Origin of the sequence: Nocardiopsis xinjiangensis YIM 90004, assembly GCF_000341145.1 — a bacterium.
Taxonomy (GTDB): Bacteria; Actinomycetota; Actinomycetes; order Streptosporangiales; family Streptosporangiaceae; genus Nocardiopsis; species Nocardiopsis xinjiangensis.
In genome coordinates this window covers 167,075-183,712 of sequence record NZ_ANBE01000024.1, presented here as the reverse complement: position 1 = coordinate 183,712, position 16,638 = coordinate 167,075, and the positions used below count along the sequence as shown (strand labels likewise).

Below are 16,638 nucleotides of genomic sequence, written 5' to 3'. Positions count from 1 at the left end.
GATTTCTCGCGGCGCACGTTTCACGTGAAACAGTCNCGGGGCCATCGGAGCCGGCCCCGCCCCGGGCGCTGCCCGGGTCTACCGCGCGGGCGTGTCGTCGCCGACGTGGAGGTCGGCGCCCTGCGGGCTCTTCACCAGGGAGACCGCCGTCCCCGAGACCAGGCACAGCACGATGACGTAGACCCCGATGGTCCATGAGGCACCGAACGTGGTCAGGAGCAACTCGGCGATGGTCGCGGCGAAGGCGCCACCGAGGATCGCGCCGAGGGCGTAACCGATGGACACACCGGAGTAGCGGATCTCGGCAGGGAACATCTCCGCGTACAGCGCCGATTGGGGACCGTAGCTCAGCCCCAGGGTCAGGCAGAGCACGAACACACCGACGAAGTACCAGAGGAGGTCGCCGGTGTCGACCATGAACCACATCGGCACCGCCCAGGCCGCGAGGACCACGTATCCGACCTGGAAGGTGCGCACCCGGCCGAGCTTGTCGCTGATCCAGCCGCCGTACATCGTCGAGACGAGCCAGCCGAACGCGGCCAGCGTGGTCGCCAGCAACACCGGTCCGCGTTCCATGCCCAGGCCGAACTCCTCCACCGGCCGGGAGGCGTAGGTGACCAGGAAAGCGATGACGAGGTAGCCGGCGGCGTTGTTGGCCACGAAGATCAGCGCGGCGAGGAAGACCTCCTTGCTGTTCTCGCGGAACAGCCGGCCCAGGGGAGCGGAGGACTCGGACTTGCGCCGCTGCATGAGCTCGAAGACCGGGGACTCCTCGACCGTCCTGCGGATGAGGTGGCCGACCACGATCAACACGAACGACAGCAGGAACGGGACACGCCAACCCCACTCCGTGAACGCCTCGGTACCGATGACCGCGGTGATGGCCCACACCACGAAGGTCGCGAGGATCATGCCGCAGGGAACACCGATCTGCGGGTAGGCGCCGAAGACCCCGCGCTTCGGCACGGGGGCGTGTTCGACGGACATGAGCGCGGCGCCGCCCCACTCGCCCCCGGCGGAGAAGCCCTGTACGACGCGCAGGAGGATCAGCAGGGCCGGGGCGGCCATCCCGATCTGCGCATACGTGGGCAGCAGACCGATGAGGAAGGTCGCCACACCCATCATGACCAGGGTGATGACGAGGATCCTCTTGCGCCCGAACCGGTCGCCGAGATGGCCCGCCACGATCGCGCCCAGGGGGCGGAAGAGGAAGGAGATCCCGATCGTGGCGAAGGACAGGACCTGCGCCACGGCGGGGTTGGCCTCCGACAGGGGAGCCAGGAAGAGCGGGGCGAAGACCAGGCCCGCGGCTTGCGCGTAGATGAAGAAGTCGTACCACTCGATGGTCGTGCCGACCATGGTCCCGGCGAGGACCTTGCGCCGTTCCCTGGGATCGAGCTCCCGGGACGGCTGGGAGGTGGGTGGGTCGGAAGTTGCCATGGGCGCTCCGTGGGTTCACGCGCCGACCTCGGCGGGCCGGACAGAACGGCAGAACAGGACAATTCAGCTCATTCACCTATGAGTCACAGGACACCCTGTCATGTGATGCAAGGCACTTTGATGATCGGGGTGGCCTTTTCCCTGTTCGCAACGCCTGACATGAACGAACGGTCGGTAGAAATTCGGTGGAGCGAACCCGTCTCTTCCTCGGCGACCATGCGCCCGGCGAGGGCCATGTGCCCGATGGGGGACCTGTGTGTCCTGCGGGTCCGGATGAGCGCAACGGCCGTGCGCGGAACAGCAGAAGCCGTGGACGCGGGAGTGCGGGGGCGGGGCAGGGACCGCACGTGTGGGAACAGATCTCCTTGTCGACGGGTCGACGGGTCGTGTTGTCGACACGGCGACACGGCGACACGGCGGCACAGCGGCATGGCGGCATGTCACCGAGGCGGTACGGCGACCTGTGGATCCGGACTCCCGAGCGGGTGTCTCCGTGTCGACATGGCGATACACCGCGTGCGGCGATTGAGAACACGGGAGCCCGGGTAGCCGGGGGACGAGGCTGAGAGCACAGCGGTGCTCCCCTCTCCGCCACGGGGTGAACGCGGCCATCAGCCGTGTTGTGCGTATTCGAGTGCTGTTCCGACTCCGAGCAGGGCGGTCCGGGCCGGTGCCACGACGGCCGCACCGTTCTCCAGGTCCGCCGACCGAGGCTCGTGCGAGCAGAGCAAGCGTCACGACGAAGGGGGAAAACGAAGATGGCAGCGACCAAGGTCCGAGAGATCATGACACCCGACCCGAGGTGCGTCGGCACGGACGACTCCCTCCAGAAAGCGGCCGATCTCATGGCCGCCGACCGGGTGGGGGCCCTGCCCATCTGCGGGCAGGACGGTCGGCTCAAGGGGGTACTGACCGACCGCGACATCGTGGTCCGTGGGCTGGCCGCCGGGAAACGGCTCGACGAGACCGCAGGCGAGCTGAACCAGGGGGAGGCCGCGACGGTGGGGGCCGACGACTCCGTCGACGAAGCCATGGCCACCATGGTGGAGAAGCACGTCAAACGCCTCCCCGTCATCGACGGGACCACCCTGGTCGGCATGGTCACGACCGGGGACGTCGCCCGAGCCCTTCCCGACCCCGACGTGGGCGACCTGATCGAGGCGCTGAGCGTCGGGTAGGGGCGGCCCCGCGAGGGACACGTCCGAAGACACGGGGCGGGGGAGTTCGATTCACGGCTCCTCCGCCCCGCAGTCGTGTCCCGGGATTGCCGTTATCACCGAAGGTGAGAAGACCGGACTCTCGGTGACGGCCAATTCCGGCCATGTCCGTTCAGGAGAGGACGACGGTTCCGGCACTAACATCATTGGGGATGCCGGGCTGATTCCAAGATCATTCCCGCAACCGAGAAAAGCGTTGTCCCGGGTGTGCGGGGCCACCGGTCCCTCCGCGCCCGGCCCCGACGGAGCACCACCATCTTCGTTCGGGGCACGGCAAGCGAACCCGCCCTTTCCGTTCGAGCGGGAACAGATCGGAGATGCCGGAGTCCGATGCACGGTTCCTCTTCCACGGTTTCACCACCCTCTCGGCCTGCCCACGGACTCACTTTCGGGGTTCTCGGCTCCCTCGCCGTCGCCAGGGAGGGCTGGCCCATCGAAGTTCCGGCGGGACGCCAACAGGTGGTACTCGCGGCGCTCTTGTTGGAACCGGGACGGGTGGTCGGCACCGAACACCTCGTCGACGCGATCTGGGGCGAGAACCCTCCGGCCACGGCCCGATCCCAGGTCCAGATCTGTGTGTCGCGCCTGCGCAAGATCCTCGCCGGGTCCTCGTCCACCGAAGTGATCGAGACACGCCCTCCGGGATACCTGTTGAGGGCGGACGACGGGGCGATCGACCACATGGTCCTGCGTGAGCTGGTCCGCGAGGCCCGGGCCCTCGAGGAACAGGGACGGCGGCGGGAGGCCGTGGCGGTCCTGGAACACGCACTGTCCCCGTGGCGGGGGCCCGCGCTCAACGGGGTCGACAGCCCGATCCTGGCGGCCAAAGCGGTCCGCCTGGACGAAGAGTGCCTGAGCGCCCTCGAGAACCGGATCAGGCTCGAGCTCGACCTCGGTGAGAACCTGCGCCTGGTCGGTGAACTGCAGTCCCTGGTCTCGGAGTACCCGCTGCGCGAACGCGTCCGCGCCCAACTGATGCTGGCCCTGCACCGGTCGGGGCGCCAGGCCGAGGCCCTGGAGGTGTACCGCGCCGGCCGGGACCACCTCGCCGAGGAGCTGGGGCTGGACCCGGGGGAGGAGCTGCGGGCTGCCGAGGCGGCGATCCTGGCGGCCGGCAACAGCCCTGCCCCGGCACCATCTCCGGCCCCAGTGTCCTCCCCCGTCGCTGCGAAGCCCGGGCCGTCCGAGGCACCGGACACCGAGGAGCCCGGGAGCGAGGCGGAGGAGCGCTTCCCCCACCTGCCGTTCGAGGTGCCCAGACCGCAGCAGCTGACCGCCGACACGGCCGATTTCGTGGGCCGTGAAGACCTGGTCTCCTCGTTCGAACGGGTCCTGGTCGCTCCCGACGGCGGCCACGCCCTGAGGGTGGCCGTGGTGCTGGGCAGGCCCGGCGTCGGTAAGAGCGCGCTGGCCGTGCACGTGGGACACCGTGTGGCCTCGGAGCACTTCCCCGACGGCCAGCTCTACTGCGACCTCAGGGGTACCCGGGACCAGCCGTTGACCGCGTCGGACGTGCTCGGACGCTTCCTGCGTGCCTTGGGGGTACCCGGACCGACCGTGCCCGAGGACGTCGACGAACGCGCCGAGCTCTACCGCACCGTCCTGGCTCAGAGACGGGTGCTGATCATCCTCGACGACGCCGCCACCGAGCAGCAGTTCCTGCCGCTGCTCCCGGGCAGCAGCAGTTGCGGGGTCGTCGTGACAAGCCGGGCGCGGCTGACCGGCGTGCCCGGATCGCACGTGGTGGAACTCGACGTACTCACCATGGACCAGTCCCTCCAGCTCCTGGAGCGGTCCCTGGGAGCCGAGAGGGTCGAGGCGGAGCGGGAAGAGGCCGAGGAGCTCGTGCGTACCGTCGGGCGGCTCCCGCTGGCCCTCCGCATCGTCGCCGCCCGCCTGGCGGCGCGCCCGCACTGGACCCTCGCATCGCTCCTGGACCGCCTCACCGACGAACGCGACCGGCTCGACGAGCTGGAGCACGGTGACCTGACAGTCCGGGCGAGCCTGTCGCTGACCTACGACGGCATGTCCGAGTACGACCGCCGCCTCCTGCGCCGACTGAGCGCACTGGACGGGTCCTCGATCCCCGGTTGGGTGGCCGGGGCGCTGCTGGACGACCACCGCAGGTCCCCAGCCGACCTGGTGGAGAGCCTCGTCGACGCACAGATGCTGGACGTGGCCACCTTGGGTCCGGGTGCACCGCACTACCGGTTCCACGACGTCATCCGGGTCTTCGCACGCGAGAAACTGTTCGACGAGGCGCCCGAGGAACGCGCGGGGGCCGTAGAACGCCTGTGCGGCGCCTGGTTGGCCATGGCGGAGGAGGCGCACCGGCGTGTGTACGGCGGCGACCACCTCCTGGTCCACGGGGACGCACCCCGTTGGCACCCGCCCGAGAAGGTGATGGAGGCCGAGCTCCAGCGCCCGATGGACTGGTTGGACTCGGAACGGGCCAACCTCTGCTCCACCGTCGGCCTGGCGGCGGACGCGGGCCTGGACGAGCTCTGCTGGGATCTCGCGAGCAGCCTGGTGACCCTGTTCGAGCGCCGCAGTTACCTGAGCCTGTGGGGGGAGACCCTCGACCGGGCGATGGCTGCCACCCGGTCCGCCGGCAACCGGAGGGGCACCGCGACGCTGATGCATTCGCAGGGGTCGCTGCTGTTGAACCGGCGCGAGCACGACCATGCCTTCCCGCTCTTCTCGGCCGCGTTGGCGGAATTCACCGATCTCGGCGACGCCCTGGGGCGGGCCAAGTGCAACCGCGCGCTCGCCTACGTCGAGTACCGGCGCGGACGGACCGGGTCCGCTCTGAGCCTGTGCGAGAAGGCGTTGGAGGACTTCCGTGACCTCGATGACCCCGTGGGACAAGGCCACACCCTCCTCCTGAGCGGGCAGACGCTGCTGGCCTGCGGGTGGGCGGACGAGGCCTGGGCTCCCCTGGAAGAGGCCCTGTCCTGCTACGAGGCCTGCGGGGACGGCCGCGGCCGGGCCCAGATCCTGCGGACCATGTCCCTGGCCCTGCAGGAGGCGGGCGAACACGAGCGGGCGGAGCAGCTGCTCTGCAACGCGCACGCGTTGGTCGTGGATCTGCAGGACCCCATCGGCGAGGGGTTCGTACTGCACGACCTGGGCCGGCTCAACGCCGCCGCCGACCGTTGGTCGCAGGCGCGGCTCTTCCTCGGACGCGCTCTCGTCGTCCGGGAACAGATCCAGGACGCGGAGGGGGCCGCCGACGTGCGCCGGGACCTGAACCTGCTCAAGGGGAACGACCGAAGCGACGGACGGGACCGGGGAACAGCCGTGCTGCCCCCGGTCCCGGCTCCCGTTCAGTTGTGACCCCGTGGTCGGCTCTGCTCCTAGCCCCAGGGGTCGGAGTCCGAAACGCTCTGTCCCCAGGGGTCGGAGTCCGGGGTGAGGGCGGTACCGACGGATTCCGGGGTGGAGAGAACTCGTGCGTTCTCCTCGGCGGCCGCGGACGCCATCGGGACGAACGCGAAGGCGACAGCGGAGAAGAGCACGGTCGCGATGTTCTTCGTTCCACGCATTGTTCTGGCCTTTCGATTCCTCGGATCTCTTTCTTCGGTGTTCACTGAAGAATCTAGGAATCGATGTCATCACCGGACTATCTTCGCGCCTAACACCCTTTCCTGCCTGCGATGGGCGGGCACCTGGAGCAGAGATAGCGGGGCGATGGTGCCGCGATAACCCCTCGGTGTGGATTGGTGTCCGTGACAGAGGCACGAACGCCACCGCGGAAGGGGCCGAGCGAGGACATGAGCACTCCAGGAGAGTTCGACGACCATCTCGGAGGGTTGTCCTCCCAGGTGTGGGACGGGCTGGCCGCCGATCACCTCTACTCGACGTCCGACTGGTTGCGCTTCTGCGCTCGAGACATCGGCGGGACCGTCACCGCAGGAACGGCCCACGTATCCGACCCCGGCGGCGGAATCGGAGCAGCCGTGCCGGTGACGGCCGTGGTCGAGGAACCCAACGGCTTCTACCGGTGGGACTCGGTGCTCCGCGGCGCCGGACTGCCCTCGCCCGGGCCGGTCGGCCTGATGGCGGGCCAGCGCCGCGGCTACCAGACCCACGTGCTCACCGGAGACGGCGAGGCGCTGAAGACCCCCGACGCGGAGCGGCTCCTCGACCGGTTGCGTGAGCTGAGCGGCGGCCTCGCCGATACCGGGGCCCTGCCCGGGACACCTCCGGGCCCCGTACCGTGCGTTGCGCCTTTCCTGACCACTGCGGACGCACTCACCCTGCGCGAGGCCGGGGCCCGGTCGCATCCCGTGCTCTGGGCCACCGACGCCTGGATCCCGGTCGGGTTCGAGGACTGGGACGCGTGGGTCTCCACGTTCGCTTCCAAGAAACGCCGCGACAACCTCAAACGCGAGGTCCGGGAGTTCCGCAAGGCCGGTTACACGATCACCCGTGCGCCGCTCTCCGAGTGCTGCGTTTCGACAGCCGAACTCCTGGCGGCGACCCAGAAGCGTTACGGCCAGCCCTACGACCTCGACACACTGACCGAGTCCTTCCGCAGGCAGGCCGACGCCATGGGGGAGGCCGCGCAGGTCCTGTTCTGCTCACGCGAGGGCGAACCCCCGGTCGGTTTCTGTCTCTTCTACGTCCATGGCACGACCCTGTCCATCCGCGCCGTCGGGTTCGACTACCCCGAGCTGCGGCCGGGCGCCGCCGAGTACTTCAACCTCGTCTACCACGAGCCCGTGCGCATCGCCACGGAGCTCGGACTGACCTGGATCCACCCCGGCATCGAGGCACCGGACGCCAAGGCCCGTCGGGGCGCACGCCTGGTGCCGCTGTGGACGCTCGACCTCACCGAGGACAGCGTTCAGCTCGGCCACGACGAAACCATCCGCCGCCACAACGCAGAGCGCCTGCGCGGTGTCGCGGAGCTGTCCCCCGTTGCGGACAAACAGATCGACTCCGATCTGTTCGCGCCCTTCTGCTGATCCGGACCGACCCCAGAAACGGAGCCACCCATGGCACATCACCCTCAGGCCGTCCTGTTCATGGGCGACCTCGTCGTCCTCGCCCGCCAGGCACGCCTCTTCACGGAGACCCGCCGGCGCGGGTCGGCGGCCCTGGTCGTCGTCAGCGCCCAGACCGACATGGAGCTGCTCGAGCAGGCGCGCGCCGACGAGACCCATCCCCTCTCCGCGCTCACGGAGGTCGTCCAGGTGCCGGAGGCGAGCGTCGCCTCGGTCATCCCGGCCGTCCAGCCCCTGCTGCGCCGCTACGACGTGCGAGGCGTGATGTCGGTCGGTGAACCCTTCGTGGAACCGGCCGGCGTGCTCGCCGACACGCTCGGGCTGCCCGGTGCCGGCGCCAAGGCCGCATCGGTCTGCCGCAACAAGCTGCTCCAGCGGTTCGCCGTCCCGGAGTTCTCCCCGTACTTCGAGGCGGTGCCCGCCAAGCGGCGTTCCGAGTTCCGCCTTCCGGAGGAGCGTTTCCCGGCCGTGGTCAAGCCCGCCGGACGTTTCTACAGCTCCGGTGTGCGGTCGGTGTCCACCAACGACGAACTGATTGCGGCCCTGTCCGCGATCGAAGAGCACGAGATCGCCCTGGTGGAGGCGCGGGCCACGGGCCGGGAGTTCTCCGTCGAGGCGCTCGTGCAGGACGGCCAGGTCATCTGGTCCGGCGTCAACGCCAAGGAGAGCAACGAGGACGTCAGCAGCTACTTCACCGAGCTCTCGCACACGTGCCCGGCCGACCTGCCCGCCTCGGAGGAGGACGCGCTGATCGAGGCCAACCGCGAGGTCCTGCGCAAGGTCGGGGTCCGCGACGGCATCACCCACGCCGAGTACCGGCTCGGCGACGAGGGCGGTGTGGTCCTCATGGAGGTCGCCCCCCGCCTGCCGGGCGACACGATCACGTTCCTGTGGGAGCTGGCCACCGGGCAGCCGATCGAGCCCGTGCTGCTGGACCTGGCCCTCGGCGTCCCCACCGCCTACCCGGAGCCCCGGCGGCGGTCCCGCCAGCACTTCCTGCCCCATCCGCACGGCGCTCTCACGGACGTGACCGCGGAGGGGATCGAGGTCTCCTGGCCCGCCAGGGACAACCTCTGGCCGGTGTTCGGCCCCCTGGAATCGGGCGCCCCTGCCACCGCGCACTCGGTCCTGGTCGGTCGGATGCCCGGTGACGTGCTCGGCGACCAGGTCGACTCCGGCCACCGTTCGGCGTCGCTCCTGATCGACGCGCCCCTGGACGCCGACCTCGACGCCGAGACCGAACGGGCGGCCGAACGGGTCGAGATCGTCGTCGACCCCGTCACCGCCCCCTGAACTTCCCGGCACCCGCCGGGACGATCCGAGAAGAAGAGGAAACAGAGATGCCGAACACCATCACCACGCCCCAGTGCCTGGTCTGCGAGACGGCCATCGAGCCCGAGGCCGACTGGGACCACGGCGAGATCGTCGAGTGCACTGCTTGCGGGCAGGAGCACGAAGTCGTCGGAGGCACCCCCGAACCGGTCCGTCTCGAACTCGCTCCGGAGATCGAAGAGGACTGGGGCGAGTGATCATGTCCGCACCCGAGGTACTGCTCTCGGTCACCATGCTGCGCCCCGAGGAGAAACTCCTGCTGAAGGCGTTGCGCGAACGGGGAGTNGGGGCGTTCGGCCCCGCCGGCCCTCGCTCTGGTCCGCAACCTCTCCCACCGCGAGGCCGTCGACGCGGCCCGCCGCCTGGAGTATCTGGGTGTGCGGGTGGTCAACAGCACACGGGCCATCGAGGTCTGCAACGACAAAGGGCTCCAGGCGATGCTGTTCGAGAGCCACGGCGTCCCGCACCCGCGTTCCCTGTTGGCCTTCAACTTCGACCAGGTCAGGGAATCCGTGGCCGAGGTGGAATGGCCCGCCGTCGTCAAACCCGTGAGCGGATCGTGGGGCCGGGGCGTCACCCTCCTCACCGACGGGCCGTGCGTCGATGCCTGGGTCGGCGGCCGCGAGTCGGCCGACGCCGCGTCGAAGCTGTTCCCGGTCCTGGTGCAGGCCCACATCGACAAACCCGGGCACGACCTGCGCGTCATCGTCGTCGGCGGCGAACCCGTGGTGGCCATCCGGCGGTCATCGAACGACTGGCGGACCAACACCCACCTGGGCGCCGAGGTGGAACGCACCGAGATCACCCCGGAGATGACGGGGATCTGCGAGCAGATCGTGGAGGCGCTCGGCGAGGGCTTCTACGGGGTCGATCTGGCCGAGGACCGTGCCACCGGGACCCTCCAGGTGATCGAGGTCAACGCGAACCCCGAGTTCGCGCACTCGTCCCGCCGACACGGCGTGGACATTGCCGGCCTGCTCTCCGACCACGTGTCCCCTTCACCCGTCGTGACCGACACGGGGACGGGCCTGTGAACCCGAATGGAGTGAACTGATGGAGCTGTTCGACACGGCGATGGTCCTCACCCGGGTCATGACCTCGGGCGTCGTGATGAGTATCGAGAAGAGCGACCGCGAACTGCCCGGGCTGGAGCGGTTGCTCACCAAACGCACGAAGCGTTCGCACGCGGTGCTGGTCAACAGCCGGACCGCCGCGATCCACGCGGCCCTGGCCGGGCAGGGCATCGTCCACGGGGACCGGATCCCGGGCGAGTCCCTGAGCCCCGACACCCGGGCGTTCGTGAACTGGCTGGGCGTGCGCACCACCGGCACCGGCGCCCCGGCCTTCGACGAGATCTCCCTGGACGCACACATCGCGGACCGCCTCGCCGAACAGGCCGCCCTCGCCACCGCACCGACGGTCGTGGTGGACCTGACCGAGCTCGGTTTCGGTCCGGCCGCCGCGGTCCTGACCGATGATCCGACCGTGTGGGCGCGGGCCGAACGGCTCAAGATCTTCGGCGCCCACGACCTGCGGACCATGTGGACCCAGGAGGAGTCCAGGCCCGATCTGGTCCCGGGGGTCCAGTTCAACTACCGCCTCAGCCCTCTGGTCGCGGCGTGCGCGCGCATGGCGCTCATGCAGGCCACCCGGAAGAACGTCGAGACAGGAGCACGGCTGTGATCAGTGATTTCCCACGCGCACCGCTTCCGCTGCCGGACGAGACCGAGGTGGGCTCCGCCCTGGCGGCCCACGGGGGCCCGGCGATGGTCCCGGCCGAGCAGCGTCGGACCCAGTTCCCGGTGATCACGAAGGAGGACGTCTTCACGATGCTGCTGGCCCAGCGCCAGGAGCCCGAGAAGGTCGTGGCCGACTTCACCGAGGCCTACCGCAACCACGTCGGCGCCGGTTACGCACTGCCGGCGGCCAGCGGTACGGCATCGCTGCACATGGCCCTGGTCGGGGCCGGGGTCCGCCCCGGTGACGAGGTCATCGTCCCGGCGTTCACCTTCATCGCCACGGCGCAGGCCGTTGTCGCCGCGCACGCGGTACCGGTGTTCGTCGACATCGATCCGCTGACCTACTGCATGGATCCTGCCGCCGCCGAGGCCGCGGTGACCGAGCGCACGGCTGCCGTGATGCCGGTCCACGTGCACGGGCTCCCGGCCGATGTGCCGGCCCTGCGCAGGCTGGCGTCACGGCGCGGCCTGGCACTGGTGGAGGACGCCTCCCACGCGCACTCGGCGCGGATCGGCTCGCACGTGGCCGGGTCCATCGGTGACGCGGCGGGGCAGAGCCTCATGGCGGACAAGAACTTCCCGATCGGCGGGGAAGGCGGTATGGCCTTCTTCGCCACGGAGGAGGCCTACCGTCGCGCAGTGCGTCACCTGCGCGAACACGGGATCGACTACCGGATGTCCTGGGTCGCCGCGGCGTTCGGTTCCGGCCAGCTCGGGCGACTGCCGTACTACGACGCGGTGCGCGCCCGCAACGCCGAGCTGCTCGGGGCGTCCCTGGAGCGGACCGGTCTCTTCACGCCCCCGCACGTGCCCGAGGGGTGGACGCACTCCTACAACATGTACCGGATCGGCCTGCGCCCCGAGGCCGTGGGGCTGGACGATCTGGAGCCGCACGCGGTGAAGGCCGCCGTGCACGAACTCTTGGTCGCGGAGGGTGTGCCGGCGCGGGAGTGGCAGAACACCCCGCTCCCCTTCCACCTGCCCTTCCGCGAACGCTCCGGGTTCGGCCGCGGATACCCGTTCACGCTCACCCCCGCGGGCTCGCGCGAGTACACACCCGGGGACTTCCCGAACACCCTGCGGATGTTGGACACCACACTCGTTCTCTGCCGTGAACTGCGGGCGCCCGTGGAGTACGAGCGGATCCTGCGGTACCGTGACGCGTTCTCCAAGGTCGCGGCCCGCCCGGACGCTGTCCGGGAGCTGGCCGCCCGGCAGGACGCCGCCCACCCCTACGAGAGGGCGGCCCGCCTTGGCTGAGTCCACGTTGAAGGTCGCCGTCGCCGGGGCCAGCGGTTACACCGGCGGAGAGCTGACCCGTCTGCTCCTCGAACACCCGAACGCCGAACCGGTCTTCCTGTCGGCAGAACGCCACGCGGGCAAGCGCCTAGGAGCGGTCCATCCGGCCCTGCGCAACCATCCGACGGCGGCGGGCCTGCGGTTGGCGCCCCTGACCGAGATGCCCGAGGTCGACGTGGTCTTCTCGTGCATGCCCACAGGGACCGCACCCGAACTGGCGCCCGCGTTGGCCAAGAACGCCGACCACCTGGTCAACCTCGCCGGGGACTTCCGGCTCGACGACACAGAGGAGGTGCGCCGCCACTACCCGGCGACCGCCGAGCACCCGCCCCCCGGGCGTTTCGTGAACTTCGTCCCCGAGCTGGCCGAGGGCGCCCCCGACAGCGCCTTCGTGAGTGTGCCCGGATGCATGGCCGTGGCTACGGTCTACGCCCTGCAACCCCTGTTCGCGGCCGCCCTGGTCGACGCGCGGGTGGTGGTGGACGCCAAGACGGGATCCACGGGCGGGGGCCGGTCCGGGGGCGAACACCCGGCCGAGCGCAACGGCAACTTCCGAGTGCACAAGCTGCACGGGCACCGGCACACACCCGAGGTCTCCCAGGTCCTGGGGGAGACCACGGGGCAGCGCCCCGACCTCCAGTTCTCCGCACACAGCCTCGACGCTCCGCGCGGGATCGTGGTGACGGCTTACGCCCGCCTGCTGCCGGGACGGACCGCTCTGGACGTCAAGCGTGCCTTCGGACGCGCCTACGCCCGGACCCCGTTCGTGCGGCTACGCAACAGTCCCAAGTCACCACACGAGTTCCCCATGCTCAAGGCCGTCGTCGGCTCCAACGTGGCCGAGGTGGCCCTGTCGGTCCAGGAGGACCGCTGCGTGGTCGTGTGTGCCCTCGACAACCTGCTGAAGGGCGCCGCCGGCCAAGCCGTCCAGATCATGAACCGAACCGCCGGACTCGACGAACGGACCGGCCTTCCCTCCACGGCGGTGTTGCCATGAGTCCCCTGTACGTCATCAAGATCGGCAGCGCGACCCTCGAGCACAGCACCGTCTTCGGAGAACTGGCCGACCTGGTCGCCCGCGGCGCGCGGTTGCTCGTCGTGGCCGGGGGAGCCGCGGGTATCGAACAGCACTACCAGGAAACGGGACGCGAGATCCCGATCCTCTCCCTGACCAACGGGGAGAGGGTCCGCCACTGCCCGCCCGAGGAGATCCCGCACCTGGTCGACGCGTACGAGCGGGTGACCCTGCCACTGCTCACAGCCGGCCTGGAGTACCACGGACTCACCTCGTTCGTTTCGGTGGCGGGACGCTCGGGCCTGGTCGAGGCGGATCCGAACCGCCCCGTGCGGGCGCTCACGCCGGCCGGTCGCACCCGCGTGGTGCGCGACCACCGGGTCGGTGTGCCGAACCGCGTGGACGCGGACCGGCTCACGAGTCTCCTCGAGGCCTTCGATGTCGTGTGCCTGTCCCCGCCAGTGGCCGACAGCACGGGCGGCGGCATGCTCAACGCCGATGCCGACGTACTCGCGGCGGTGCTGTCCAACGCCCTGGGCGCGGACCACCTCCGGCTCGTGACCGGTACACCCGGGCTGCTGCGCGACGCGGACGACCCCGACTCCACCGTGCACGACCTCCACCCGGGCGAAGGAGACGCCTTCGCGCACGGGCGGATGCGGCAGAAGGTCCGAGCCGCCGAGATGGCCCTGGCCGAGGGCGCTGACGTCGCCGTGACCGGGCCGCACACCATGGCGGACCCCTCCGGTTGGAGCCGCTTCTGGCGGTTGCCCGAACCCGGGGACGACCTGCGGCTGTTGGCTCGGGCGGCCTCGATCCCCTCGGTCTCGGGCGACGAACGCGAACTCGGCGTCTACCTGCGCACGTGGTGCCGCGAACGGGGCATCGACGCGCACATCGACGGGGCCGGGAACCTCGTGGCCGAGCGCGGCAACGGGGAACGCACCCTGATGCTGCTCGGCCACATGGACACCGTGCCCCACCACTGGCCGGTGCACTGGCAGGGGGACGAACTCTCCGGGCGGGGCACGGTCGACGCCAAGGGGAGCCTGGCGTGTTTCCTGGAGGTGCTCGCCTCGGCACGGGTCCCCGAGGGCACGCGGCTGGTGGCCGTGGGTGCGGTGGAGGAGGAGGTCTCCACCTCCCGCGGCGCCTTCCACGTGCGCGACCATCAGCGGGCGGACGCGGTCGTCATCGGTGAACCCAGTGGATCGCGGACGCTCACCCTCGGCTACTTCGGGCTCTTCAAACTCGGCGTCACCGTGACCGTGCCCGCCGGCCACTCGGCCGGGGCCGGTGCCCTCTCCGCGCCGGACAAGCTGATCACCACGCTGTCCGGGTTGCGGGAGGCCGTCCTGGAACAGGCACCCGAGGCCCTGAGCGCGGTCATCGACGTCGGCAACTCCTCCGGCCTGGCCTCGCACTCGGCCACGGGTGTGCTCAACTTCCGCGTTCCGCCCGGGACCGACGTCGAAGTGCTGCTCAAGACCGTCGTCGACCACACACCCGACGGCGTGGACGTGCAGATCCTGCGCGCCACACCCGGCCGGTCGGGCGGACGCACCTCGCCGCCGGCCCGCGCCTTCGGCCGCTCGTTCGCCCACCTGGGGATCCGGCCCCGGCACGTGGTGAAGAAGGGGACCTCCGACATGAACACACTGGCCACCGCCTGGGACGGGGTTCCGATGGTCGCGTTCGGGCCGGGCGACTCCTCCCTCGACCACACCGACACCGAACGGATCGGCGCCGACGAGTACCGCGAGGCACGCGAGGTCCTGTCCCTGGCCGTCGCGAACTGGCTGGACCGCGCGGCGGAGGAGGAACGATGACCACGAGTACGACCGAAACGCCCGTCGAACCACTGGTCGAACGCGCCGCGCGGGCGCGCCGGCTCGTGGTGGACATGGCCGCGGGGCCACGCGGCTGCCACCTCGGCGGCAGTCTCTCCGTGACCGACCTGCTCGTCGCGGCCCTGGACCGGGCGGAACGGAACGACGGCACGGAGGTGGTGCTGAGCAAGGGGCACGCCGCCGCGGGCCTCTACGCGGCCCTGTACACGAGCGGTGTGCTCGGCGAGAACCCGGCCCCGCACTACGGGCTCGCCGGCCACCCCTACACCGGACACCCGAGCGCCCACGTTCCCGGTGTCTCCTTCCCCACCGGCAGCCTCGGCCACGGCGTCCCCTACGCAGCGGGATGGGCGCTGGCACGCAGACTCTCCGGGAAACCGGGCGGCGCGATCGCGATCGTCGGCGACGGCGAGCTCCAGGAGGGCCTTGTCTGGGAGACCTGCCAGGTGGCCGCCGCCCAGGGGCTCGGCAACCTCGTCCTGCTCGTCGACGCCAACGGGGGACAGAACGACGGTCCCGTCTCCCGGATCTCGCCGCTGGAGCACCTCGCCGACCGGTTCGCCGCCTTCGGGTTCCGCACCGCGGAAACCGACGGCCACGACATGGCGGCCCTGACCTCGCTCCTGGCCCGGGAACCCGGCCCCGAGGACCGTCCCCTGGCTGTGATCGCCTCCACGGTCAAGGGCAAGGGCGTGCCCGCCGTCGAAGGCAAGGCCGGCTCGCACTACGTACGCATCGACGCGGCCCGCGCCGCACGGTGGAAACGGAGAATCACATGACACTGTCCGGCCGTGAGTCCTACCGCGACGAGTTGACGCTGCTCGCCCGGGAGGACCCCTCGATCGTCTGTCTCGAAGCCGACCTCGGCGGTGCGCGCCATCCCTTCGAAGAAGCCCATCCCGACCGTTTCTTCAACCTCGGGATCGCCGAGGGCGCCATGATCGACATGGCCGCCGGGCTCGCCGAGGCCGGTTACCGCCCCTTCGTGAGCACGTTCGCACCGTTCGCGACGCTGCGCGCGGCGGAGAGCCTCAAACTCACGCTCGGCTACATCGGCGCGGGTGTGACCGTCGTGGCGCCCTACGCGGGTGTGTCGGGTGCCTGGTTCGGCACCACGCACCACGGCTTGGAGGACATCGCCGTCGCCCGTTCGGTCCCCGGGGTGACCGTCGCGGCACCCCACGGCGAGCAGGAGATGCGTGCCGTGGTCCGGGACGCGGCCGCGTCGGGAAGGCCGCACTACATCCGGACCGGACGCAACGCCGTGTACGACAGCCTCTCGTCGGCGGCGACGGCCGAGCCCCTGGTCTGGGACCGCCACGCCGGCCCCGGGGACCTCTGCCTCGTCTCGGTCGGCGAGGAGGGCACCCGGTTGTGCGTGGAGGCGGCGGCTGCCAGAGACGGCCTCGCGCACGCCCACCTCTGCTACCTGGACCACGAGAACCTGAGCCGCGTCACCGATCTCCTCAGCGGGCGGCACTCGCGTTTCCTCGTCGTCGAGGAGCACCGGGCCGAGGGCGGGGTCGCCGAGGCCCTGGCCCTCCTCATGCCCCGGAGCGAGGTCCACGGGGTCAACGCCGGCCATTCCTGGCCCACCGGGGGAGGCGACCACCACGAGGTCATGGCCTCCCTGGGCCTGCACCTGCCGACGGTCCTGGACACCGTCGATCGGCTCACGGGCCCCGCGCCGGTCTCCCTGCCTCGTCCGAACGTGGCCCTGACGAACGCGTGAAAGCA

14 protein-coding genes are annotated in these 16,638 nt (G+C 70.3%); 12 read left to right on the top strand and 2 right to left on the bottom strand.

Annotated elements, in window-relative coordinates; translation table 11 throughout:
* Positions 1-78: 78 nt before the first annotated feature.
* Positions 79-1,440: an MFS transporter gene (locus tag D473_RS0112780; protein ID WP_017609461.1), complete on the bottom strand. Its 1,362-nt coding sequence runs from the start codon at positions 1,438-1,440 to the stop codon at positions 79-81.
* Between the two features lie 758 nt (positions 1,441-2,198).
* On the opposite strand from D473_RS0112780, the gene D473_RS0112775 reads away from it, so the two are divergent.
* Complete coding sequence (locus tag D473_RS0112775) at positions 2,199-2,618, top strand: CBS domain-containing protein (RefSeq protein WP_017609460.1); 420 nt, start codon at positions 2,199-2,201, stop codon at positions 2,616-2,618.
* 369 nt (positions 2,619-2,987) lie between these two features.
* Positions 2,988-5,993: an AfsR/SARP family transcriptional regulator gene (locus D473_RS0112770; protein ID WP_051043047.1), complete on the top strand. Its 3,006-nt coding sequence runs from the start codon at positions 2,988-2,990 to the stop codon at positions 5,991-5,993.
* Positions 5,994-6,013: 20 nt separating this feature from the next.
* On the opposite strand, the gene D473_RS0112765 is transcribed toward D473_RS0112770, so the two are convergent.
* Positions 6,014-6,202, bottom strand: coding sequence for a hypothetical protein (locus tag D473_RS0112765; protein WP_017609458.1), 189 nt, complete (start codon positions 6,200-6,202; stop codon positions 6,014-6,016).
* A gap of 228 nt (positions 6,203-6,430) precedes the next feature.
* On the opposite strand from D473_RS0112765, the gene D473_RS0112760 reads away from it, so the two are divergent.
* From D473_RS0112760 to D473_RS0112715, 10 genes are all read left to right on the top strand, one after another.
* A complete protein-coding gene (locus tag D473_RS0112760; protein ID WP_026126890.1) occupies positions 6,431-7,627 on the top strand; it encodes a peptidogalycan biosysnthesis protein in 1,197 nt (398 codons plus the stop codon).
* Positions 7,628-7,657: 30 nt separating this feature from the next.
* Positions 7,658-8,959, top strand: coding sequence for an ATP-grasp domain-containing protein (locus D473_RS0112755; RefSeq protein WP_017609457.1), 1,302 nt, complete (start codon positions 7,658-7,660; stop codon positions 8,957-8,959).
* Positions 8,960-9,006: 47 nt separating this feature from the next.
* A complete protein-coding gene (locus D473_RS0112750; protein WP_017609456.1) occupies positions 9,007-9,195 on the top strand; it encodes a hypothetical protein in 189 nt (62 codons plus the stop codon).
* Between the two features lie 117 nt (positions 9,196-9,312).
* The gene (locus D473_RS0112745; RefSeq protein WP_083917993.1) at positions 9,313-10,032 is read left to right on the top strand and encodes a RimK family alpha-L-glutamate ligase; all 720 of its coding nucleotides are present in this window, start codon (positions 9,313-9,315) and stop codon (positions 10,030-10,032) included.
* Positions 10,033-10,051: 19 nt separating this feature from the next.
* On the top strand, positions 10,052-10,681 hold the full coding sequence (locus D473_RS0112740; protein ID WP_017609454.1) for a hypothetical protein: 630 nt from the start codon (positions 10,052-10,054) through the stop codon (positions 10,679-10,681).
* Positions 10,678-11,997, top strand: coding sequence for a DegT/DnrJ/EryC1/StrS family aminotransferase (locus tag D473_RS0112735; protein ID WP_017609453.1), 1,320 nt, complete (start codon positions 10,678-10,680; stop codon positions 11,995-11,997). Before D473_RS0112740 ends, D473_RS0112735 begins: the two co-directional genes overlap by 4 nt.
* Positions 11,990-13,033 (top strand): N-acetyl-gamma-glutamyl-phosphate reductase, encoded by a 1,044-nt coding sequence (gene argC, locus D473_RS0112730; protein ID WP_026126889.1) that lies wholly within the window; start codon positions 11,990-11,992, stop codon positions 13,031-13,033. The genes D473_RS0112735 and argC overlap by 8 nt, the downstream gene beginning before the upstream one ends.
* Positions 13,030-14,880, top strand: coding sequence for a M20/M25/M40 family metallo-hydrolase (locus D473_RS0112725; RefSeq protein ID WP_017609451.1), 1,851 nt, complete (start codon positions 13,030-13,032; stop codon positions 14,878-14,880). Before argC ends, D473_RS0112725 begins: the two co-directional genes overlap by 4 nt.
* The gene (locus tag D473_RS0112720; RefSeq protein WP_017609450.1) at positions 14,877-15,680 is read left to right on the top strand and encodes a 1-deoxy-D-xylulose-5-phosphate synthase N-terminal domain-containing protein; all 804 of its coding nucleotides are present in this window, start codon (positions 14,877-14,879) and stop codon (positions 15,678-15,680) included. The genes D473_RS0112725 and D473_RS0112720 overlap by 4 nt, the downstream gene beginning before the upstream one ends.
* Positions 15,677-16,633, top strand: a complete 957-nt coding sequence (locus tag D473_RS0112715) for a transketolase family protein (RefSeq protein WP_017609449.1) — start codon at positions 15,677-15,679, stop codon at positions 16,631-16,633. Before D473_RS0112720 ends, D473_RS0112715 begins: the two co-directional genes overlap by 4 nt.
* Positions 16,634-16,638: the final 5 nt, after the last annotated feature.

Bases quoted from the DNA above. Each gene is read 5' to 3' on its own strand.
- D473_RS0112780 (WP_017609461.1), bottom strand. From the start codon at position 1,440: ATGGCAACTTCCGACCCACCCACCTCCCAGCCGTCCCGGGAGCTCGAT.
- D473_RS0112775 (WP_017609460.1), top strand. From the start codon at position 2,199: ATGGCAGCGACCAAGGTCCGAGAGATCATGACACCCGACCCGAGGTGC.
- D473_RS0112770 (WP_051043047.1), top strand. From the start codon at position 2,988: ATGCACGGTTCCTCTTCCACGGTTTCACCACCCTCTCGGCCTGCCCAC.
- D473_RS0112765 (WP_017609458.1), bottom strand. From the start codon at position 6,202: ATGCGTGGAACGAAGAACATCGCGACCGTGCTCTTCTCCGCTGTCGCC.
- D473_RS0112760 (WP_026126890.1), top strand. From the start codon at position 6,431: ATGAGCACTCCAGGAGAGTTCGACGACCATCTCGGAGGGTTGTCCTCC.
- D473_RS0112755 (WP_017609457.1), top strand. From the start codon at position 7,658: ATGGCACATCACCCTCAGGCCGTCCTGTTCATGGGCGACCTCGTCGTC.
- D473_RS0112750 (WP_017609456.1), top strand. From the start codon at position 9,007: ATGCCGAACACCATCACCACGCCCCAGTGCCTGGTCTGCGAGACGGCC.
- D473_RS0112740 (WP_017609454.1), top strand. From the start codon at position 10,052: ATGGAGCTGTTCGACACGGCGATGGTCCTCACCCGGGTCATGACCTCG.
- D473_RS0112725 (WP_017609451.1), top strand. From the start codon at position 13,030: ATGAGTCCCCTGTACGTCATCAAGATCGGCAGCGCGACCCTCGAGCAC.
- D473_RS0112720 (WP_017609450.1), top strand. From the start codon at position 14,877: ATGACCACGAGTACGACCGAAACGCCCGTCGAACCACTGGTCGAACGC.
- D473_RS0112715 (WP_017609449.1), top strand. From the start codon at position 15,677: ATGACACTGTCCGGCCGTGAGTCCTACCGCGACGAGTTGACGCTGCTC.